Source organism: Thermophilibacter immobilis (genome assembly GCF_015277515.1).
Classification (GTDB): Bacteria; Actinomycetota; Coriobacteriia; order Coriobacteriales; family Atopobiaceae; genus Thermophilibacter; species Thermophilibacter immobilis.
In genome coordinates, this window is sequence record NZ_CP063767.1 from 1,712,984 (window position 1) to 1,733,425 (window position 20,442).

Annotated in this window: 21 protein-coding genes; 4 read left to right on the forward strand and 17 right to left on the reverse strand. The window is 65.5% G+C overall.

Features of this window, described 5'->3' with window-relative positions:
- Positions 1–63: 63 nt before the first annotated feature.
- Both INP52_RS07705 and INP52_RS07710 read left to right on the forward strand, forming a co-directional pair.
- Positions 64–972 (forward strand): glycyl-radical enzyme activating protein, encoded by a 909-nt coding sequence (locus INP52_RS07705; RefSeq protein ID WP_194370590.1) that lies wholly within the window; start codon positions 64–66, stop codon positions 970–972.
- A gap of 65 nt (positions 973–1,037) precedes the next feature.
- Entirely contained in the window at positions 1,038–1,784 is a 747-nt protein-coding gene (locus INP52_RS07710; protein WP_194370592.1) for a DeoR/GlpR family DNA-binding transcription regulator, read from the forward strand.
- Between the two features lie 19 nt (positions 1,785–1,803).
- Here the strand turns inward: INP52_RS07710 and INP52_RS07715 are convergent, their stop codons facing one another.
- The 8 genes from INP52_RS07715 to INP52_RS07750 form a co-directional block, all read right to left on the reverse strand.
- On the reverse strand, positions 1,804–2,106 hold the full coding sequence (locus INP52_RS07715; RefSeq protein ID WP_194370594.1) for a hypothetical protein: 303 nt from the start codon (positions 2,104–2,106) through the stop codon (positions 1,804–1,806).
- A gap of 326 nt (positions 2,107–2,432) precedes the next feature.
- Positions 2,433–3,224 (reverse strand): ABC transporter ATP-binding protein, encoded by a 792-nt coding sequence (locus tag INP52_RS07720; protein ID WP_194372913.1) that lies wholly within the window; start codon positions 3,222–3,224, stop codon positions 2,433–2,435.
- 1 nt (position 3,225) lies between these two features.
- On the reverse strand, positions 3,226–4,299 hold the full coding sequence (locus tag INP52_RS07725; RefSeq protein ID WP_194370596.1) for an ABC transporter substrate-binding protein: 1,074 nt from the start codon (positions 4,297–4,299) through the stop codon (positions 3,226–3,228).
- Positions 4,296–5,102 (reverse strand): ABC transporter permease, encoded by an 807-nt coding sequence (locus INP52_RS07730; protein ID WP_194370598.1) that lies wholly within the window; start codon positions 5,100–5,102, stop codon positions 4,296–4,298. The genes INP52_RS07725 and INP52_RS07730 overlap by 4 nt, the downstream gene beginning before the upstream one ends.
- Before the next feature lies 1 nt (position 5,103).
- A complete protein-coding gene (locus INP52_RS07735) occupies positions 5,104–5,448 on the reverse strand; it encodes a thiamine-binding protein (RefSeq protein WP_194370600.1) in 345 nt (114 codons plus the stop codon).
- Positions 5,449–5,671: 223 nt separating this feature from the next.
- Positions 5,672–6,616, reverse strand: coding sequence for a glycine betaine ABC transporter substrate-binding protein (locus tag INP52_RS07740; protein WP_194370602.1), 945 nt, complete (start codon positions 6,614–6,616; stop codon positions 5,672–5,674).
- 10 nt (positions 6,617–6,626) lie between these two features.
- The gene (locus INP52_RS07745) at positions 6,627–7,490 is read right to left on the reverse strand and encodes an ABC transporter permease (protein WP_194370604.1); all 864 of its coding nucleotides are present in this window, start codon (positions 7,488–7,490) and stop codon (positions 6,627–6,629) included.
- Positions 7,490–8,827, reverse strand: coding sequence for a quaternary amine ABC transporter ATP-binding protein (locus INP52_RS07750; protein WP_194370606.1), 1,338 nt, complete (start codon positions 8,825–8,827; stop codon positions 7,490–7,492). Before INP52_RS07750 ends, INP52_RS07745 begins: the two co-directional genes overlap by 1 nt.
- A 457-nt stretch (positions 8,828–9,284) precedes the next feature.
- On the opposite strand from INP52_RS07750, the gene INP52_RS07755 reads away from it, so the two are divergent.
- Positions 9,285–10,268: a D-isomer specific 2-hydroxyacid dehydrogenase family protein gene (locus INP52_RS07755; protein WP_194370608.1), complete on the forward strand. Its 984-nt coding sequence runs from the start codon at positions 9,285–9,287 to the stop codon at positions 10,266–10,268.
- A 327-nt stretch (positions 10,269–10,595) separates the two neighbouring features.
- Here the strand turns inward: INP52_RS07755 and INP52_RS07760 are convergent, their stop codons facing one another.
- Genes INP52_RS07760 through INP52_RS07780 form a run of 5 tightly spaced genes read right to left on the reverse strand, consistent with a single transcriptional unit; the run spans position 10,596 to position 14,390 of the window.
- Positions 10,596–11,165, reverse strand: coding sequence for an Asp23/Gls24 family envelope stress response protein (locus INP52_RS07760; protein ID WP_228478305.1), 570 nt, complete (start codon positions 11,163–11,165; stop codon positions 10,596–10,598).
- 54 nt (positions 11,166–11,219) lie between these two features.
- A complete protein-coding gene (locus INP52_RS09935) occupies positions 11,220–11,582 on the reverse strand; it encodes a DUF2273 domain-containing protein (RefSeq protein ID WP_228478306.1) in 363 nt (120 codons plus the stop codon).
- A gap of 5 nt (positions 11,583–11,587) precedes the next feature.
- Entirely contained in the window at positions 11,588–12,250 is a 663-nt protein-coding gene (amaP, locus tag INP52_RS07770; RefSeq protein WP_194370610.1) for an alkaline shock response membrane anchor protein AmaP, read from the reverse strand.
- 52 nt (positions 12,251–12,302) lie between these two features.
- Positions 12,303–13,718: a Na+/H+ antiporter NhaA gene (gene nhaA / locus INP52_RS07775; RefSeq protein WP_194370612.1), complete on the reverse strand. Its 1,416-nt coding sequence runs from the start codon at positions 13,716–13,718 to the stop codon at positions 12,303–12,305.
- 48 nt (positions 13,719–13,766) lie between these two features.
- Positions 13,767–14,390: a DUF1836 domain-containing protein gene (locus INP52_RS07780; RefSeq protein ID WP_194370614.1), complete on the reverse strand. Its 624-nt coding sequence runs from the start codon at positions 14,388–14,390 to the stop codon at positions 13,767–13,769.
- 136 nt (positions 14,391–14,526) lie between these two features.
- Between INP52_RS07780 and INP52_RS07785 the strand changes: the two genes are divergently transcribed.
- Complete coding sequence (locus tag INP52_RS07785; RefSeq protein ID WP_194370615.1) at positions 14,527–15,387, forward strand: DegV family protein; 861 nt, start codon at positions 14,527–14,529, stop codon at positions 15,385–15,387.
- Between the two features lie 262 nt (positions 15,388–15,649).
- Here INP52_RS07785 and INP52_RS07790 read toward each other — a convergent pair whose 3' ends face one another.
- The 4 genes from INP52_RS07790 to INP52_RS07805 all read right to left on the reverse strand — a co-directional run bounded on the left by INP52_RS07790 (position 15,650) and on the right by INP52_RS07805 (position 20,354).
- Positions 15,650–16,348, reverse strand: coding sequence for a 5'-methylthioadenosine/adenosylhomocysteine nucleosidase (locus INP52_RS07790; protein ID WP_194370617.1), 699 nt, complete (start codon positions 16,346–16,348; stop codon positions 15,650–15,652).
- A 60-nt stretch (positions 16,349–16,408) separates the two neighbouring features.
- On the reverse strand, positions 16,409–16,897 hold the full coding sequence (locus INP52_RS07795; RefSeq protein ID WP_194370619.1) for an S-ribosylhomocysteine lyase: 489 nt from the start codon (positions 16,895–16,897) through the stop codon (positions 16,409–16,411).
- 89 nt (positions 16,898–16,986) lie between these two features.
- Complete coding sequence (locus tag INP52_RS07800; RefSeq protein ID WP_228478307.1) at positions 16,987–17,754, reverse strand: mechanosensitive ion channel family protein; 768 nt, start codon at positions 17,752–17,754, stop codon at positions 16,987–16,989.
- A 29-nt stretch (positions 17,755–17,783) separates the two neighbouring features.
- The gene (locus INP52_RS07805; RefSeq protein WP_228478308.1) at positions 17,784–20,354 is read right to left on the reverse strand and encodes an ATP-dependent helicase; all 2,571 of its coding nucleotides are present in this window, start codon (positions 20,352–20,354) and stop codon (positions 17,784–17,786) included.
- Positions 20,355–20,442: the final 88 nt, after the last annotated feature.

The following is a 20,442-nucleotide window of genomic DNA, read 5'->3' on the forward strand; positions in this document are numbered from 1 at the left end:
CTTAATTTACTTTCATTCAAAAATTCACTACCCTATTCATAGGGCGGATATCAAGGAGAGGCCATGCAGACGGCGACCGTGTTCAACATTCAGAAGTTTAGCCTCAACGACGGGCCGGGGATCCGGACCGTGGTCTTTCTCAAGGGCTGCCCCCTGCGCTGCTACTGGTGCTCGAACCCCGAGAGCCAGGTGCGCGAGCCCCAGGTCGAGTGGAACGAGAGGGCGTGCATCGGGTGCGGGAGGTGCCTCGAGGAGCTGCCCGGAGCGCGAGCGATCAAGACGGGCAGCAGGCGCCACGTCGACGTCGGCACACTCGACGCAAGAGACGAGCACGTCAGAAGAGCCGTCCAGGCATGCCCCATGCGAGCGCTCTCGGTCGTGGGAGAGACCAAGGACGTCGAGGAAGTTCTCGAGGAGTGCCTGAAGGACCTCCCCTTCTACCGTCAGAGCGGCGGGGGCGTCACGATCTCGGGCGGCGAGCCGCTCGTGTGGCCGGACTTCTGCCGAGAGCTCGTTGAGCGCCTGCACGAAGAGGGGGTCGACACCAACATGGAGACCACCGCCCACGTGAATCCCGCGGCCTTCGACGCCGTGACGAGACTCCTCGACCACGTCTACATAGACATGAAGCACGGCGACGCGCGCGCGCATCGCGCGGGCACCGGAGTGGAGAACGACCTCATCCTCGCCAACACGGCGCGCGCGATTGCCGCAGGCACGGACGTCCTCGTGCGAATCCCCGTCATACCGGGGTTCAACGACTCCGTGCAGGTGGCAGGCATGATGGCAGCGCGCCTTGCGGAGGTCGGCGCCACCCGCGTCCAGCTCCTCCCCTTCCACAACTTTGGAGAGAGCAAGTACGACCTCTTGGGACGCGACTACCGGCTGCGCGGCAGAAAGGGTCTCCAGCCCGAGGACCTCGAGGCGTATCAAAAGGTGTTCTCAGACGCAGGAATTGACACATTCTTCTAAAATTACTTTCGTTCGAAACTCATTGGGCCTATACTTCCTTACGTCACCTACGTCAGGGGAGGACCATGCCCGCACGAGCGAACCGCATTCTCGAGATCCTCACCGAGCGCACCCGCGTCGAGGTGGCCGAGCTCGCCGCGCGGCTCGGGGTCTCCCAGGTAACGATGCGCAAGGACCTCGCCGACCTTGAGTCGCGCGGCCTCATCAAGCGCGAGCACGGCCTTGCATTCCTACAGAGCACCGACAACGTCGAGGGCCGGCTTGCCTACCACTACGAGGAGAAGCTCAAAATCGCACGGCGCGCCATCGAGTACGTGCACGACGGCGACACCATCATGATAGAAAGCGGAAGCTGTTGCGCGCTTCTCGCCGCGCAGCTCGCCGATGCGTTCCATAACGTCACGATCATCACCAATAGCGCCTTCATCGCTGGCTACGTGCGCAAGAGCAACAACGTTCAGACGATTCTGCTCGGTGGCATCTATCAGAAGGACTCGCAGGTCATGGTGGGTCCCTTGGTATCTCACTGCGTCGAGGGATTCTACGTGGACCTGCTCTTCGTGGGAACGGACGGACACTCGGAGCGCACCGGCTTCACCAACAGCGATCAGATGCGCGCCCAGGCGGTCCACGACATGGCGATCCACGCCGAGCGCGTGATGGTGCTCACCGAGAGCGAGAAGTTCAGCCGGCGCGGCACGGTTCCCCTCGACTTAGGCGAGAGACCGGTCACGGCCATCACGGACAACCGCATACCCAAGGATGCTCGCGCCAAGCTTGCCCGCAAGGGCATCGAGCTCGTCACGGCATAGTTGCCTGGAACCGCAGGCGTCACGCACCCGTTTCGTCGTAGCTCCCACCTCGACGCTTGACGAACCAGCGCCCCGCCTCCCACCACAGCTCCCGGTAAACCTTCCGAGGCAGCTCCACGTCCCAGCAAAAGACGAGGTTGCCGCGTTCCCTTCGGCCATACGTCGCCGCAAGCGTCGAGACAATCACCGGGTAGACACGACCTCTGTCCCACCGAATGCGCGTTGGACGAAAGCGGCCGTCGCGCGCCGTCACCGACTCAACGCAGAGATAGACGCGGTCGTCGTAGGCTGGTATGCCACAAGTGCCCCCAAGTCTTCCCATAGCCCCCACCCCCTCATACGAACGTACGTACGTATACTAGCTAGGTAGGGGGACAAAAATGGAGCCTCTCAAGGCTAAACAGGGACTTGTCAATAGTTTTTACCGGTCGCGGCGAGTAGCGAGCGTATTACGTTTCTCAAACGCGCAGGTCATAAGGGTGAGGAAATTCACGCTGCTCGAGGGTCGGCGATAAAACTATTGACAAGTCCTCTTTGCCTCCGGGCCCATCGCTTCTGTATGCACAAAATTGTAAAAAGTGGCAGGTCTATACGGTTTTTGTATAGACCTGCCATCAGCCTCAAGCAAGCCGAAAGCCCGATCGTTTCCTACCCCAGAAGTGCCATCACCCGGCGCTTGGCGATCAGAAACTCGTCGGTGAGCTCGAAGGCCTCCTCGCTGGACATACCCGCGCGATCCACGGCGACCTCGCCGGACACGTGGCTCGCCTCGCCCGCCGAGGGCGCTCCTGCGAGCACGTAGACGCGGCTCGCCATGAAGACGGCCTCGTCGACGTCGTGGGTGATCACGAGCGCGGAGAGCCCCAGCTCGCCCACCATCCCAACAAACCAACGGCGCATGTCCACGCGGGTGAGGGCGTCAAGCGCGGAGAACGGCTCGTCCAGGAGCGTCACGTCGGTACCCATGAGGTACGTGCGCAAAAAGGCGGCGCGCTGCCGCATGCCACCCGAGAGCTCGCTGGGCCACAGCCGCTGCGTGCCCGCCAAGCCGAAGCGCCCAAAGAGGGGCTCAGCCCTGGCATGGGCCTCCGCGCGGCCCATGCCAGACACAACGAGCGGCAGGCAGACGTTGTCGATGATGCGGCGGCTTGGCAGCAGGAGGTCTTTCTGCAGCATGTAGCTCACCCGGCCCGGCTGTCCGGTCACGTCCTGACCGTGCAGAAGAACGCGACCGGCCAGGGGAGTCGTGAGCCCTGCCAGGGCATGCAGGATGGTGGTCTTACCGCAGCCCGAGCGCCCAACGAGGCAGCATATCTCGCCGGCGCCCACCTCCAGGCTTACGTCCCCGACCACGACCTCCACGCCGTTCCAGGACAGCGTCAGCCCCTGGGCCGCAAGGGCCGGGACCGTGGCGCGCGCGCCCTTCTCACCCGTAGCCATGCTAGGCAAGGAAGGAGAGGTCGTAGCCGGCGGACGTTTCGAGCTTGTTCTCCACGAGGTCATTGTCGTTCAGCCACTGATAGAAGGCGGCCCAGCGCTCGGGGTCGATGACGCCCCAGCTCGCAGCGTCGGCGACGTATTGGCCGGCCAGGTAGGTCTGGCTTTGGTGCACGAGCGCGGAGTCGAGCTCGGGCACGGCGGCGCACAGGATGTCAGCCGCGGCGTCGGGATTGTCGACGGCGTACTCGTATCCCCTCTTTGCCGCGCGCAGAAACGCCTTCACAACCTCGGGACTGTTTTGGGCGAAGTCGTCGTTGACGGCGATGACCGGCGTGTAGAAGTCAAAGACCGGGTCGACCGACATGAACGAGAAGTAGTTATAGTCGAAGTCCTGGACCACGGCGTTCTGACAGGCCCAGCCCTCGAAGACCCACACGCTGTCGAACAGGTTAGCTTTGAGGCCGCTCACCTCGTCGTCCACGTCGTAGGGCACGAGCTCGACCTGGGAGTAGTCTCCGCCGTCGGTCTCCACGATGTCCTTGATCGTGGCCTGCTCGACGGGCATGTTCCACGTCGCATAGCGGTGGCCCATCATGGCCGCCGGATGCGTAATGGCATCCTCGGCGCGGCTCATGATGCCCGAGGTGTTGTGCTGGATGATGGCGGCCACCGCCGTGTAGGGCATGGCCTGGTCGGAGGCCAGGTTGTTGGCCATAACGTCCTGGTAGGAGACACCCATCTGCGCTCCACCCGCACCCAAAAGGGCGTCCGCGCCGTCCTCGGGAGGCTGTACGATCTCGACCTCGAGGCCCTCCTCGGCGAAGTAGCCCTGGTCGACGGCGACATAGATGCCTGTGTGGTTGGTGTTGGGGGCGTAGTCGAGCACGAAGGAGACCTCGGTTGTCGCGGAGGCGTCGCCGACCGCGGCATCAGAGCTGGCACCGGAGCCTGACCCCGAGCCCGTGCTGCAGCCAACGAGCGCGAGGCCCGCCGCCACGGCCGAGGCGCGAACGAGCTGGCGACGGCTGAGCGTCGCCCGCGTGAGCGTGCGAGAAGTGTGGGAGCTGCGGTTCATTGGTACTTCCTCTCTGCCCTCTTCCAGGGCATGCACGCGCGCTGGAGCAAGTCGACGAGCTTCATGAGCCCCAGCGAGAGCGCGGATATGATGATAATCACCGCGAACATGCGGTCATACGAGAAGGACTTGCGCACGCGCGTCATGTAGACGCCCAGGCCCGCCGAGCCGCCGAGCCACTCGGCGATGACCGCGCCCACGATTGCGTAGGTGGCCGAGATCTTGAGGCCGCTGAAGAACTGCTCGGCCGCGGCCGGCAGCTTGGCGTACCAGAAGACCTGCCAGCGCGAGGCGCTCATCGTGCGCATGAGGTCGACCACGTCGGGATCGACGGACCGAAACCCGCTCACGAGCGAGACCGTGATCGGAAAGAACGTGCTGACCACGATGAGAATGACCTTGGGTGCCAGCCCGTAGCCGAACCACAGCACCAGAAGCGGCGCGATGGCCACCGTGGGAATGGTCTGCGAGATGGTCATGAGCGGCTCGAAGGCCAGGTAGAAGGTCTCGAACCTATCCATGAGCAGCGCAAAGGCAAAGCCCAGGGCCACACCCAGCACAAGGCCGAGCGCCGCTTCCACGAGTGTGGAGAGGGCATGGCTCGCAAGGAGCCCCAGGTCGCCCACGAGCGCGGACACGACCTGCACCGGCGTGGGCAACAGAAAGTTGGGGACCACGCCAAAATTGACGAGAGCCTCCCAGCCCACGAGCAGAAGGGCAACGGTGGCGAGCGGAATCAGGACGCGACGCGTGCGCAAAGAGACGTGTCCTGCGCGCGCGGGGCCATGCGGCGGGCGTGCCATCCTAGGCAGCCGGGCTCTCTGAGGAGGCCTTGGAGAACTCGGGGTCGCCCTGATGGTACTTGCCGACCTTGCGGTCCGTGCTCATGACGTCGCCCTTGGGGCGATAGCTGATCTTGGCGTAGGTCATGATCTCCCTGCAGCCCGCCTTGGCACCCACGAGCTGGCAGTTCTTGAGAATTTCCATGCAGGTCTCGTAGTCGCCCTCGATGGCCGTCTCGAACGGCCCCACGAAGTAGTCGACCCCCGTCGAGTCGATGTAGGCGATGACGGCGTCCACCGCGTCGCACGTGGCATCGTCCGTCGTGGCGTCCATGGGCAGAAATTGAATCGCTATCGAACAGTTCATGGCTGTTCCCTTCCGCGCGGTTCTCGATCGCGCTTCGGGCACCAAAAAGGCACCCACGTCGTTTTCGTAGGTGCCCCTAGATGGAGCTTCAGGTCCCTACGCCGGCATTGCCCGGATCAGGTTCTGGGTCAGGGTCGCCATGGACCCAATCTCAGCCGGCGTGCGCCAGCCCCCCGTTAGCGGTCATTATAGCGCGCTGCTCGCAGGGCGCAAGCAGACGCGCCTAGTCAATCCAGCTGTCCGCGAGCGCGCGATTCTCGGCCACGTCGAGCCACCTCCGCACGCCCTCGTCCTCGTGGCCGATCCCCGCGTCCTCCACGGCGACCTTCTGAAGGTCGGAGAACTGCGCGTCGGTGAGCTCGAAGTTGTTGAGCCAGCGCGCGACGTCCGGGTAGTCCTGCGTAAATCCCAGGCGCACGAACGGTATGAGCGACTCCGCGAACCCGAGCGAGCCCTTGGGGTCCGCGAGGTCCTTGAGGTCGTAGGTCGCGTAGGCCCAGTGGGGATGCCAGAGCGTGACCACGATGGGCTCCTCGCGGCTGATGGAGCGGTCGAGCTCGGAGAGCATAGCCGTCGTCGACGCGTCCACGAAGTCCATGTCCTCGAGGCCGTAGTCCGGAATCACCTGGTTTCGTGAGGTGTCAGTCAGGCCGGCCCCCGGCTCTATGCCCACGATGCGGTTGCCAAAGAGCCCAGCGTTCTCCGCAATCTGGTCAATCGAGTCGATGGGCACGTAGGAGGGAACCGTCCAGTTGAGGGTCGCCGTGCGATACCAGGGGTCGAGCAGGTCGAAGTCGTCCTGGTACTTCTCGAGATAGGCCTTGTGGGTGAGGGGAGACCACGCGTCCAGGGCGAAGTCGAGGCTCGCGCCGGCCACTCCTTCGAAGACGGGACCCTGGTCAGCGAAGATCATCTCGACTTCGTAGCCCCGCTCCGAGAGGAGTTGGCTCCAGAGATAGGACGGCGCGATGCTGTCGGTCTGGGCCCACCAGCCCATGCGCAGCTTGTTCGAGCGGTCCGCGCAGCCGCCCAGCGTGGTGGCACCCAGAAGCGCGGCGCCCGCGAAGGCGCACGACTTCAGGAAGCCGCGGCGGCTGAGGGGCCTGGCGCCGCGAGGTCCCACAGAGCCGCACGGGACGACCGACCGATTTCTTGAGCTGTAGAGCATTCCAAACCCCCTATCCCCTGCTGATTCTGTGGTTTGCACGCTCGCCTAGGGCCGACGTCAGCCGATCAAGGAACACGGCCACGATGACGACGGCGATGCCGCCCTCAAACCCCAGGCCTATCTCCAGGCGCGTCACGCCCTGATAGACGATCGACCCCAGGCCGCCCGAGCCCACGATGCCCGCCGTCACGACCATGGAGAGCGAGAGCATGATGACCTGGTTGATTCCGCTCATGATCGTGGGCAGCGCAAGGGGGACCTTGATGTCCCACAGGATGCGCCAGCTCGACGCGCCAAAGGCCTCACCGGCCTCGATGACCTCTGCATCGACGTTTCTCAGGCCGAGCTCCGTGAGGCGCGCGGCGGGAGGCAGCGAGAAGATGATGGTCGCTATGGCACCGGGCACGAAGCCGATGCCAAAGAAGACGATGGCCGGGATGAGGTAGACGAACGACGGCAGCGTCTGCATGAAGTCCAGGATTGGCTTGAGCACCTTGGAGAAGCCGTCGTGCGCCGCCGCGAGCATGCCCAGAAGCACCCCGACGACCAGCGAGACGAGCGTCGAGATGAGGACCAGGGAGAGCGTGGACATGGCGGCGCTCCACAGGTCCATCGACTCGATGAGCAGGAAGGAGAGGACCGTGTAGAGGGCGAACTTCCCGTTTCTCACATACCAGGCGAGCGCGGCGAGAAGCACGATGAGCACGAAGTACGGCGGTGCCGAGAGGAGCGCGTCAAGCCCCTCGACCAGGGCGGTAATGCCATCTGCCATCCCGTCGAAGAAGGCCGCCCAGCTGACGCCCATCCACTCGACGCCGGCCTCGACCCAGTCTCCCAGAGGAATCCTGGCGAGCGAGAAAGCATCCGCACCCATCATCGTCCACCCTCCTTCTCGCTCGTCTCTTCTTCTCCTCGCGCCTCGGGGTCGCCCGGGGCAATGCCATCGGACACCTGACGGCTCCTGGTCGCAGCCGCCTCGACGGCCCTGGCCGAGAACTCACCGGTGCGCCCCATGGCATCGACCTCGACGTGCTCGCTCGAGTCGAGCGCTGCTAGGATTGCCGTCTTGGGAATGACCCCCCTGAGCCTTCCGCGAGCGGAGGTGACCGCGAGCGGGATGGGAGACTCGACGGCCGAAGAGAGCGCGTCGCCGATTGTGACCTCCGGGCGAACCGCCGCGAAGTCCTTTCTGATCCGCCCCTCGAGTGTCCGCTCTCCGGCGCGCGCAGCCGCGACGGCGTCGCCCACGAGCACGTAGCCGAGCAGTCTCTGGTCGCGATTGACGACGTAGAGGTAGTCGACGGCCATCCGCCTCATGCAGTGCAGGGCGACGAGAGGGCCCTCCGAGACGAGCATGCGGCTGTCGGGGGCGATCATGGCGCTCTCCACGGTAAGGATGCGCGAGCGGTCGACGTTCTCCACGAACGACTCGATGTACTCGTTGGCGGGGTTCTGGAGGATGTCCTCGGGCGTCCCTATCTGCACGATGCGGCCGTCGCGCATGACGGCGATGCGGTCGCCCAGGTACATGGCCTCGTTGAGGTCGTGCGTGATGAACACGATGGTCTTGTTGAGCTCCTCCTGAATCGAGAGCAGCTGGTCTTGCATCTCCGAGCGGATGAGCGGGTCGAGCGCCGAGAAGGCCTCGTCCATGAGGATGATCTCGGTCTCGGAGGCGAGCGCGCGGGCAAGGCCGACGCGCTGCCTCATGCCGCCGGACAGCTCGTCGGGATACTTGTCCTCCCATCCCTTGAGTCCCACCAGCTCGATTGCCCTCTTGGACTTCTTGTCCGCAGCGCCCTTATCGACGTCCTTCACGAGCAGTCCCCAGCGCACGTTCTCAAGGGCCGTCAGGTGAGGCAGGAGGCCGAAGCTCTGGAACACCATGGAGACCTTCTCCGCGCGAAGGCCCCGCAGCTCCTTCGACGAGAGCCCCATGATGTCCTGGCCGAACACCTTGATGCTGCCGCTCGTGGGCTTGTGGAGGAGGTTGAGACAGCGCACGAAGGTCGACTTGCCCGAGCCGGACAGCCCCATGAGCACGAAGAGCTCGCCCGGGTTCACGTCAAGCGAGATGTCGATCACCGCTGCCGTCGTGTCGTACCTCTCCTCGACCTCCTCGCGCGAGGCACCGTTCCTGAGCGCCGCAAGCGCCCTAGCGGGATGGTCCCCGAAGAGCTTGTACACGTGACTCGCTTCGATAGCTTCCATAGGTCTCCTCTCTGATCCGCACGGATGCGAACCGATGGGGCGCAGAGATGCATAGCTTTGTTATTCGCCACACAAATACGTGCGTTTACCACGTGACAGACGGCCTTCCGCCTCGTGCGCTCACCGTACGCGAGGCATCGAGAACCACCCAGCGCTTATACCGGAGTTTTGCGAAAGGCACCTTAAAAACTATAGCATCACTGTAATTTTTTACGATTTGTTGATTATACTCTATTCATATATGCTGTTATACGACATTAAGTTTTATTATTTAATTTCAATAATATAATCGTACATACGATATCAATATATGACTATATAATGGTACCGAGAAGGATCCACCTCGCAGCAAAAGACGGGTCCGGCACCGCCACAGAGCACGTCATATCATGGCATGAGTGGAAGTCATTCCCGTGATACAACGGTACCGAGAAGAGAAGACCCAAGGGAGCATTCCATGAAGCTGTTTGCCTACGCGCTGCGCAAAGAAGACGAGCTCGTCTATCTTGACGCGCTCAGCCACGAGCTGGGCTTCGAGTACGCCTGGACGCCCGGCTACCCCACCCTCGAAAACGCCGGCCTCGTCGAGGGCCACGACGCCGTGAGCGTCATCACCAACCCCGTGGGCCCCGGGCTGCTCGACGCCTACCACGAGCGGGGCGTGCGTGGCATCGCCACGCGCTCGATAGGCTACGAGCACATCGACCTCACCCACGCGCGAAAGCTTGGGGTACGCGTGGCTCACGCGGCCTACCCGCCCGAGGGCGTGGCCAACTACGCGATCATGCTCATGATGATGGCGCTGCGCAAGGCCAAGTTCGTCCTGGGACAGGAGGCCACGCAGGACTTCAGCCTGCGGGGCAAGCTCGGACGCGACCTCTCGTCGTGCACCGTGGGCGTGGTGGGCACGGGCGCGATCGGCACCTGCGTCGTGCGCCACCTCTCCGGCTTTGGCTGCCGCATCCTGGCGTTCGACCCCGTGGAGAAGGACGAGGCCAAGCGGTACGCGACCTACGTCGACCTGGATCAGCTGCTCTCCGAGTCGGACGTGGTCACGCTGCACGCCCCCGGCTTCGCCTCCAACCACCACATGATCGGGGCTGCCGAGCTCGCCCGCATGCGTAAGGGAGCCGTCCTCGTGAACGCGGCGCGCGGCTCGCTCGTGGACACGCCCGCACTCGTCGACGCCCTCGAGAGTGGTCGCTTGGGTGGGGCCGCGCTCGACACCATCGAGCACGAAGCAGGCCTCTACTACCTCGACCGGAGCGGAGACGTCCTTTCCAACCACGGCCGTGCGATCCTCTCGTCGCTTCCCAACGTAATCGTCTCGCCGCACGTGGCGTTCTACACCGCCGAGGACGTCGAAGGCATGGTCAGGAGCACCACGAGCGCGCTTCTGGCCTTCTCGCGCGGAGAGGGCTCCCCATACGAGGTGCGGTAGCGTCGAGCGCTCTGGCCGCGCCGCGCTATCGCGGGGCTACCAGAACCTACGTTTTTCTCGCCAGAGGATAGGCTTGCGTAGCTTCTGCGTCAGCTGTCTTTTCCCCCTGTGAGTCGATACCGCGCGAGCTGTTTACCAAAGCCGGCTGAGACCATCTCGCCGACGCATGCTACGGGACTCACGAGGTGGTTTCGAGGTCTTACCGCCACGCGCGCGCGAGGAAGGCCGTCCAATGCACGACTTCCATCGAGGAAGCCGGCCCAAAGAACGCAGGGGACGCACGCCCTCGCGAGAGGGCACCGGGTACCCTGCTCGCCGTCGGGCACCCTACTCGGCGCCCACGACGTCCCCGGGCTTCTCGTCCTCCCCGCCCTGCTTGGAGCGGTCAAACTCCTCGGAGGTGAGGACGTCCTCGATGCGCAGGTTCACACCGGCGACCTCGAGACCCGTCATGCCCGTGACCTGCTTGACCACGACCCGCTTGACGTCCTCGAAGACCTGCGGCGCGTAGGCCCCGTACTCGATGAGCACGCTGATGTTCACGCGCACGGCGCTCTCGGGGGTCACCTCCACGCTCACGCCCTTGGTGGTGTCGGCCGCGCCGAAGGCGTCCTGCACGCGGTTGAACCAGCTGCCCTTCATGCCCACCACGCCGGGGACCTCGCGCATGGCGAGTGCCACGATCTTCTCGATGACGCCATTGGAGAAGGTCAGCGAGTCCTCGGAATCCTCGTCCTCGTCGCTTTCCGGCACGAGGTCGATGCCCTGGCTCGCGTCGAGAAGCTCGTCAGAGGACGGGGAAGAGCCCTCACCCAGCACCTGCCCCGCAGCATCCACGAGCCGGGAGTCCTCGGGAGGCTCGGTCGCCTGCGCGTCCATAATCTCATCTGTGCTCATGTTCGCTCCTCGCTGCCGGGGCGGCACGTGACCGCCCGAGGTCCGTTGTCCGTCCTACTGATTTCTGGAAAAGAGGCGACGCAGCGCGTCGATCAGCCGGGGGTCCCCGTCGAGCAGCTGGCCCACGGCCACGCCCACCAAGACCAGGACGCCGATAAGCACCGTGCGCCAGAACCCAATCGCAAAGAACACGAGCGCGCTGACGAGGCCGCACACGCCTCCCCAGAAGGCATTCTCGTGACCAGGGAAGGTCCGGCTCACCCACGCGGAGACGCGACTCGCCCCCATGCGAAACCCGTCCGAGCCGTCTGTGGGCTGATCGCCCGTGTCTTGTGCGCTCGCTGGCGTCGGCTCGGGCGCAGACGAGGCCGCATCGTCGAGCACGACCTTGGGCTTGGGAGTCTTCTCGTCGGCCATGGCGCTCACGCCCCCCTCTGCTCGTCGTGCGCGGTGCCCATGGACACCGTGATCTCGCTCGTGGAGTCGGGAGACTGCGCGGCTGCATTCGATGCCAAGGCCTCGGGGGCATCCGCGACGGCCTCGTCGTCAGCCGCAACGGCTGCGGCGAGCGTCACGGACTCTGGCTCGACGAACTCCAGGCTCACGTCCTCGACCGTGTCTCCGCAGACGGCGGCGAGCCCGCTCAGAAGCTCCTCGTGGAGCTCGGCCCCCTTGAGGACCACGTCCACCGTCTCACGTGGGAGCACTCGCACGTGGACGCGCACGCGCCCGCGAGGCTTGGCGTCCACGCGAACGCGCGAGGCGGTGCAGGTGCCGTCAGCCTCGACGATGTGGGAGGCCTGCGCGGCGATGGCGTCGCGCGTGACCGAGATCGTGCCCCCGTCCACCGTGGCGACCTCGACCGTGCGGACCTTGCGCACGAAGAGGGCCCGCGCGAGCAGGATCACGAGCCCGAGGACGCTCACCGCAAGGCAGACGAGCACCGCCAGCGCGTAGCCTCCCACGTTGAGGAGGGCCGACGCAACGCCGGTCCAGGGGCCATACCACGTGAGGGCGAGGGCCGCGAGGGCGCAGAGGTCCGCCAGCACGAAGACGACCATGCAGAGACGCTTGAATCCACTCATGCGAGTCTCCCGTCAGACTGCGCCCGCGAGGCCGGGCGCGTGCACCTAGATTCTAGGATACCCCTTGGCCCGGACGTGATTCGCGTGCGCCCACAGCCGTCCTTCCACGGCGAATGCGCCTCCTTCGTGGGGCGCCCCTCCGGGTTGCGAGCCTCACGAAGACCATGCCAAGGATTGCCGAGGTCACGGAGCCCAGAAGAATCGCGCACTTCGCGGCGATGACGTCCTCCTGGCCGTCGAAGGCAAGCCCCGAGATGAGAATCGACATCGTAAACCCAAGCCCTCCCATGATGCCCACCGCGATGACCTGCACCCAGTCCATGTTCCGGGGCAGGCGGGCAAAGCCAATCTTGACCAGCACGTACGTCACCAGGATGATTCCCAGAGGCTTTCCCATGACGGCCCCAAGGTAGACGCCGCGTGCCACGGGGCTCGTGAGAATAGACCCGAGGTTCGCTCCCACCAGGTGCAGCTCCGCATTCACGAAGGCGAACAGCGGCAGCACGAGGAAGTTCACGAAGGTCGAGACGTGATGCTCCATGCGCTGCAGGGGCGGGGTCACGTGGTGCATCACGCGCTCGACGCCAAGCGCCCCCTCGGTGAAGTCGTGCTGGCCCAGGACGTGGTGGGCATCGTCATAGGTGTCCTCGAGGTCGCGGGCGCGCTCGGAGAGCCAGCCTCCCAGGTGGGACAGGCGCACGTCGGAGCGGCTCGGCAGCGCGAAGGCAAGGATGACGCCCGCGAGCGTGGCGTGGATGCCCGAGTTGTACATGCAGACCCACAGCACCAGCCCCACAATCACGTAGGGACGCAGGGAGTAGATGCGCGCCCGATTGAGCAGGGCGAGAGCGACGGTCGAGAGCGCCGCCGCGACGCACCAGAGGGGGTCGGGCACCTGACCGTAGAACAGGGCGATCACGACGATGGCAAGAATGTCGTCCGCAATCGCAAGCGTCTGAAAGAAGACCTTGGTCTCGGGAGAGATGCGGTCCCCGAGCAGAGAGATCACCCCGAGCGCGAAGGCGATGTCCGTGGCGATGGGCACGGCCCAGCCCGAGGCGGTGGGCCTGCCCCCGTTGACGGCCAGGTAGATGAGGGCCGGGGCGCAGACTCCTCCCACGGCGGCCAGCATGGGCAACAGAGCCTGCCGCGGACGACGCAGCTGCCCCACGGTCATCTCATACTTGAGCTCGATGCCCACGAGCAGGAAGAAGACCGCCATCAGGAAGTCGTTCACGAAGGACTCGGTCGTCAGCGAGACAATCGTCTCCCCGAACCCAATTTCCAGGCTCGTCTTGAGGAGTCGCTCGATCGCGTCATAGGCGGGCGTGTTCGCGATCACGAGGGCGAGAAGCGCCGCCGCCACCATTGCCGCCGAAGCGACCACGCCGCTTGTCGTGGCCCGAGAGAGAGCCCCTCTGCGCTCAATGCGCCTAATGACCGCAGGCTCGCTGTAGATGCTTGCCATGTTCCTCTTTCTTCGTAAGCCCAGTAGGGGTCTTGTGCCTCAGGTGGCCTAGACGCGCCGGTCGGCCGTCCCCCGCGCGCGTTCGGCCACGTCGAGGGTCTTCTCGACGTAGACCTTGGCCGCGAGCGCCGCCACGGCGGAATCGAGCAGACGCGCGAGACCAGGTGCCACCGGGTCGCCCTTCTCGTCGACGACGCGTATGCCCCGCTCGGGTTCGCGCGCCCCCTCAGACGAGAAGCGCGCAGCCAGGGCGCGCTCGAGCGCGGCACACGCCTCGTCGTAGAGCAGCGCAAGATCGGCGCCGGACGCGTAGACCAGGCCCATGAGCTCGGCGACCTGCGCGATGGAGAAGACGCGCTTGAAGGCGCAGACGAACAGGAGCGTGGCCACGTGGCGCCGCGTGTAGCGCTTTTTGTGCGGCGCGGGGACGACCCCCTGCTTGACGTAGTTGTTGACCATGGAGCCCGTGACAAGGGTCTCCCCCGGGACGCACATGAAGCCGAGCTCCATCGAGACGAGCGCGAGCAGCTGGTCAAGATAGAGCTCGATGCGCGGCAGCTCGGAGAGGCGCGAGAGATGAACGGAGCGCATGCGCTGCGTGAGCTCGGCATAAGCTGCCTCGGTGTTGTCAGCGGCCACTTCCTCGTTCTCGTACGACGGTTCCTGTGCCATGGTCGTCTCCCTTCTGGTTCGCTTCGCGTTAATTCTAATGAATGGGAAATCTAGTATCCAGAACCATATCGAATGGCTATAGTTCTCCCTAGGCCGATCGATTGCTCCGCGCCACGGGGCCTCAGGGGGAGAGACCATGAACGACCAGCGCATCGCCGTCATCACCGACTCCGGCACCGACACGCCCGCTGACTTTGTCGCCGCGCACGATGTGCGGGTGGTTCCCCTGCGCATCAGCTACGCAGACGGCTCCTCCTACGAGAGTGGCGTTGACATTACCCCTTGCGAGCTGGTCGGACGCCTTGACGAGGAGATTCCCAAGACCTCTTTGCCCTCCCCCGAGCGCATTCGCGCGGCCTTCGAGCAGGCACGCGCGGACGGCTACGTCGCGGCGGTCTTCGTGACCATCTCATCCGGGCTCTCCGCGACCTACGAGACGGTGCGCCTCATGGCCGAGGAGCTCGAGGACTTCCCGGCGCTCGTCGTGGACACCAAGAGCATCGGCGTGGCGGCGGGCCTCGTGGTCATGGAGGCTGTGCACAAGATCGAGACGGGGGTTCCCTTCGGGCTTTTAGACCGGGAGCTCAGGGCCACCTCGGAGCGCACCCACGTGTTCTTCTCGGTGCAGACGCTCGAGTTTCTGCGCAAGGGCGGACGCATCAGCGAGGCGATCTATCGCATTGGGTCGGTGCTCAACATCAAGCCCGTCATGACCTGCAGCGAGAAGGACGGCCACTACGTGATCGCCAAGAAGGCGCGCGGCTGGCAGAGCGCGCTCGACACGGAGGTCAGGCTCGCCGAGGAGCAGGCCCGGCGCTGGCCCCACGTGCGCCTTGCCGTCTGCTGCTTCGAGAACGAGGAGCTCGCCGACAGGCTCGAGGCGGCATTGCTGCGGCAAATCGACAACGCAATCGAGGTCGTGCGGGCGGGCGTCTCGTCCGACCTTCTCGTGCACACCGGGCCGAGCCTCGTGGGCGTGGCCGTTCTGGGGCTGTAGGACCTCGAGGTCTTCGGCGTCCGTTGACCGTCATGCCTCCCGACGCCCCACCCTAAGGATCGATTGCCCCAGCCTCAGGACTGGGGCAATTTTTTGATGCCAGACGCCTCTCAGGCAGCGCTCGGCGGGTACTTTTTCTCGTTTCCTGCGCCTTTGTGGATTCTCGTGTCGCGAGACGAGAAAGTCCATCAAAAACTTGCCAAAATTCTGCGCTGACAGGCAGCGGGGCAATCGATCCGTGCCGAGAAGAACGCCCACGTGCCTACAGCGACGCCACCATGTGGGAGACGATCTTCGCGCAGTGCAGCGCGGCCGCGGACTCGAACGTCGCGTAGTCCGCAGCCTGCCCCTCGGTTCCGGGCTTGTCCGAGATCGCTCGCACCACGACGAACGGCACGCCGTTCAACCAGGCCGTCTGGGCAATCGCCGCGCCCTCCATCTCGCAGCACGCCCCTCCGAACGTCTCAACGAGGCGTCGCTTCTGTGCAGCGTCCGAGACGAACTGGTCGCCTGAGACCACGCGCCCCTCGTGGGCGCGAACCTCGGGCGCCACGACGCGAGCCGCCGCGAGGGCCGCCGCGCGCAGCTCCGCGCTCGCGGGAAAGCCAACGGTGCCCAGGCCCGGGACCTCGCCCGGCCCATAGCCGAGCCCGCTCGCGTCGAAGTCATGATGAACGCAGTCGGTGGAGACCACGAGGTCTCCGATGTCCAGCTCGTCATCGAGGGAGCCGGCGATCCCCGTGTTGACGATGGCCGTAACCGCGAAGTGGTCCACGAGCACCTGCGCGCAGACGGCCGCGTCGACCTTGCCTATGCCGGAGCGCACCACGACGACGTCGACGCCGCCCAACGAGCCCGCGCAGAACCCCATGCCAGCAACAATGGTGAGCTGGATGTCCTTGAGCTGCTGCTTCAGGAGCTCCACCTCGACGTCCATGGCCCCGATGATTCCTATGCGCATCGAACTTCCTCCCTCGCCCGTCTCTTCTGTGCCCTGCCGACTTCCACCCAGCTCTGCCTCCTAGCCGCGCGGGTAGACGAGGTGGGCCTCGTCGATGCCGTCGAGCGTCTCCTCCATGTATCTTCTCGCCCACCAGCGCGCGCCGACAAGGTCGGAGTCGTGCCAGTTGCCGCACTCCTCGGGACGCGCTCCGGGAACCTCGCCCGTGAAGTCACGCACGAACTCGAAGGTGGCCCGCACCAGCGGTACCACCTCGGCGGAGGTGGTACCACCGAAGAGGATGAGGTAGAAGCCCGTGCGGCAACCCATGGGCCCGAAGTAGACCACCTGGTCGCGCCAGGTGGGGTCGCTCCTGAGGTAGGTGGCCCCCAGGTGCTCGATGGCGTGGACGGCGGCCGTGTCCATGACGGGCTCGCGGTTGGGGGCGCACATCCTGAGGTCGAACGTCGTGAGCGCGGCCCCGGTGGCCGGGTCACGATCGACGCGACTCACGTAGACGCCCGGCTCGAGCAGCAGGTGGTTGACGGTGAAGCTGGCAATCTTTTCCATGGTGGCTCCCAGGTCTAAAAACGGGGTCCTCTCGGCGTCCCAGTGTAGCGCGCCGTCACAAGCTGCGCCGCGCCCGGCGTCGAGCCTGCTCACGCACCCGCAATCCAGGGGCGCCCCTGGAGCGCACGGACCACGCGATCGGCCGCCTCCGACAGGGCCACCCCGTCGCGAACGTGCGCGCGCACCGCGCCCTCGGTCCCCGTGGACGCGAGCGCCGAGAAGACCACGTCGACCCCCAGCTCGGGATCGAGCAGGCCGTCCAGGGCATCGGCGGCCAGCCCTCGGGCCTCGGCAGCCACAAGGTCGAGGTCGGCGGCGGGCAACGCGACGAAGGGGACCTCGCACAGGGTCTGGGACCAGCGGGTCACGTGCGTGAGCGAGGTCTTGTTGAGCAGCGCGTTGGGGATGACCTCGAGGTCGCCTCCGCGCGTGCGCACGGTCGTGCTGCGCCACGTGACGTCGACCACGCGCCCGCTGGTCGAGCCCACCGTCACGTCGTCTCCGGGCTTCACGACCTTGGCGAGCATGAGCCCGAAGCCGCTCACGACGTTCGAGATCGTGTCCTGCAGGCCCAGGGACACGGCGACCGAGACGATGCCAATCGTGGTCACGAGCCAGGTGGGGTCTATGCCAAAGACCGGCTTGAGCACGGCGAGCAGCGTGACGGACCAGATGAGCGCGCGCAGCAGGTTGACGAAGATGGACGCGCTCGGAACGTTCGAGGCCTCGAGCGCCCTGCTCGCAATGCGTACCAAAACGCGCTGGACCACGAGAGCGATCACCACGACCACCACGAACATGAGGGCCCTGCCGCCGAGCTCCTCGACCGACAGGCCCAGGATCGTCACCTCGTCCACGCTCCACCTTCCCGCCGAGTCTGGTCTGGCTATCCCTCGATCTTCACGAGCGGCGCGAAGCCCTTGAGGAGCTTCTTGGTCTTGTTCGTGCGCGTGAACTTGACCTCGATGGTGTCGCCGGAGGTCGCAAGCACCACGCCCGGGCCGAACGTCTTGTGCGAGACGCGGTCCCCGACTGCGAAGGCCGATGCCTCCTGAGACGCCCCGGGGCGCGGCGAGCCGGCCACCCGCGCCCGCGGCGCGATCGGTGCTGCGTCCTGGGTGCGCGGCGCACCGCCCGTGGAGCGCGTCCTGGACCCGAAGACGTGGCCCCCGTAGACCTCGGAGCCGCGCCCGCTGCCAAAGGTCCCGCGCCGGTCGCCGCGTTTCTCCCAGCCCACGCCCGTGAAGCCCGACGAGCCCACGCCCACCGGCTCGAGGTCGGCGTCAGGAATCTCGTTGACGAAGCGGCTGCGCGGGTTGGCCTGGACCGCACCGTAGGTACGCCGTGTGGCGGCGTGGGTGAGGTAGAGCTTCTCGCGGGCACGGGTGATGGCCACGTAGGCCAGGCGGCGCTCCTCCTCCACGAGCGCGCCGTCCTCGCCGTGGGAGGTGTGCGGGAAGATGCCCTCCTCCATGCCGGAGACGAAGACCACGGGGAACTCCAGCCCCTTGGCCGAGTGAATCGTCATCATGGTGATGGCGTGCGTCTGACCCGCGAGCGAATCGAGGTCGCTGCGCAAGGCGAGCCACTCCATGAGGGCAGGGAGCTTGTCGGAGGCTACGGAGGGCCGTGCCGCTTCGCCCGCTGGCTCATGCTGCGCAAAGTCGCCTGCGGGCGGAGCGGCACGGCCTGCGGAGGTCGGAGAGCTCGCGCTCTGGGCCGGCTCGCCTGCGTACGGGTCCGTCGTGCTCGCGGGGGCAGAGCTCGGGCCGGCTAGGGGAGAAGAGCTGTCGAGAGCTCCGGCGGCGCGGAGTTGGGCGAGGCTCTCGAGGGTCTCGGCGGCATCGTCGTGGGTCTCGTCGAACTCGGCCGCCACGCCCAAAAACTCCTTGATGTTCTCGATGCGGCCGTCGGCCTCCACGGAGTGCTCGGCCTCGAGGGCCTTTATGAGGCCCGCCTTGTCCACGATGGCCTCGACCACGTCCGCGAGCTCCCCCGAGAAGTGCCGACCCGCCTCTATGGCGCCGGTGAACTCCGCGAGCGCCCCACGCACCTTGGCACCGAGCAGGCCCTCCTCGCCGATCGCCTCCTCGCACGCCGAGAAGAACGAGATGCCCTCGTCGGAGGCCAGCTGGGAGATCTTGGCGATGGAGGTAGAGCCGATGCCGCGCCGGGGGGTGTTGACCACGCGCTGGGCCGCCACGTCGTCGTCCGGGTTCACGACGACCTTGAGATAGGCCATGACGTCGCGCACCTCGGCGCGGTCGAAGAAGCGCGTGCCGCCCACGATCTTGTACGGCACGCCGGCGCGCAGGAACATGTCCTCGAGGATGCGCGACTGCGCGTTGGTGCGGTAGAAGACGGCCACGTCGTCGTAGCTCGCGCCCGCGTCGTGGAGCTTCTCGATCTCCGAGCCGATCCAGCGCCCCTCGTCACGCTCGTCGGACGCCTGGAAGAGCTTGATGCGGTCACCGTCGCCGGAGTCGGTGAACAGGTGCTTGGGCTTGCGGCGCGCGTTGTGGGCCACCACGGCGTTGGCGGCGGCCAGGATGTGACCGCACGAGCGGTAGTTCTGCTCGAGGCGCACGGTATGAGCGTCCGGGTAGTCCTTCTCGAAGTCGAGGATGTTCTGGATGTCGGCACCGCGCCAGCTGTAGATGGACTGGTCGTCGTCGCCCACGACCATGAGGTTTCTGTACTTGGCGGCCAGAAGGTTGGTAATCGCGTACTGGACGTGGTTGGTGTCCTGGTACTCGTCCACGCTGATCTGGCGGAAGCGCTCCTGGTAGCGCTCGAGCACGACCGGGTTCTTGGACAGGAGCTCGAAGGTCTTGACGAGAAGGTCGTCGAAGTCCATCGCGTTGGCACGCTCGAGACGACGCGTGAGGGCGTGATAGACCCGCGCGGCGGCGCGGTCGGGGGGGTTCGACGAGCTCTCCATCTCGTCCGGACCCACGAGCGCGTTCTTGGCCGCCGAGATCTTGGAGCGGATGGCGTTGAGCGGAAACTGCTTGGGATCTATGTCGAGGTCGCCCATGATCGACTTGACGAGGCGCCTGGAGTCATCATCGTCGTAGATGGTGAAGTTGGGAGCATAGCCCACGAGCTCGGGGTCCTCGCGCAGCATGCGCACGCACATGGCGTGAAACGTGCAGACCCACATGCCGCGCGTGCCCGTCGGCAGAAGCGCTCCCAGGCGCTCGCGCATCTCGGCGGCCGCCTTGTTGGTGAACGTGATGGCCAGGACCTGCCAGGGGCGCGCACCCTCGTCGGCGATCATGTGCGCGATGCGATAGGTGAGCACGCGCGTCTTGCCCGAGCCGGCGCCGGCGAGCACGAGCAGCGGGCCCGTCGTGCATTCGGCTGCCTCACGCTGGGCGGGATTGAGGCTGTCAAGGTCAACGGAGGGCGCCGACGTCATCGTCGGCGCACCGGACGAGCGCTGCGCTGGGTTCATGGAGCATCCAAGTTCTTCTCGCGAGGTCTTCTTCCCTACGAGTGTAGCCGCCCATCCGGACCAAAATCCGGCTGGCCGAGAAACCACA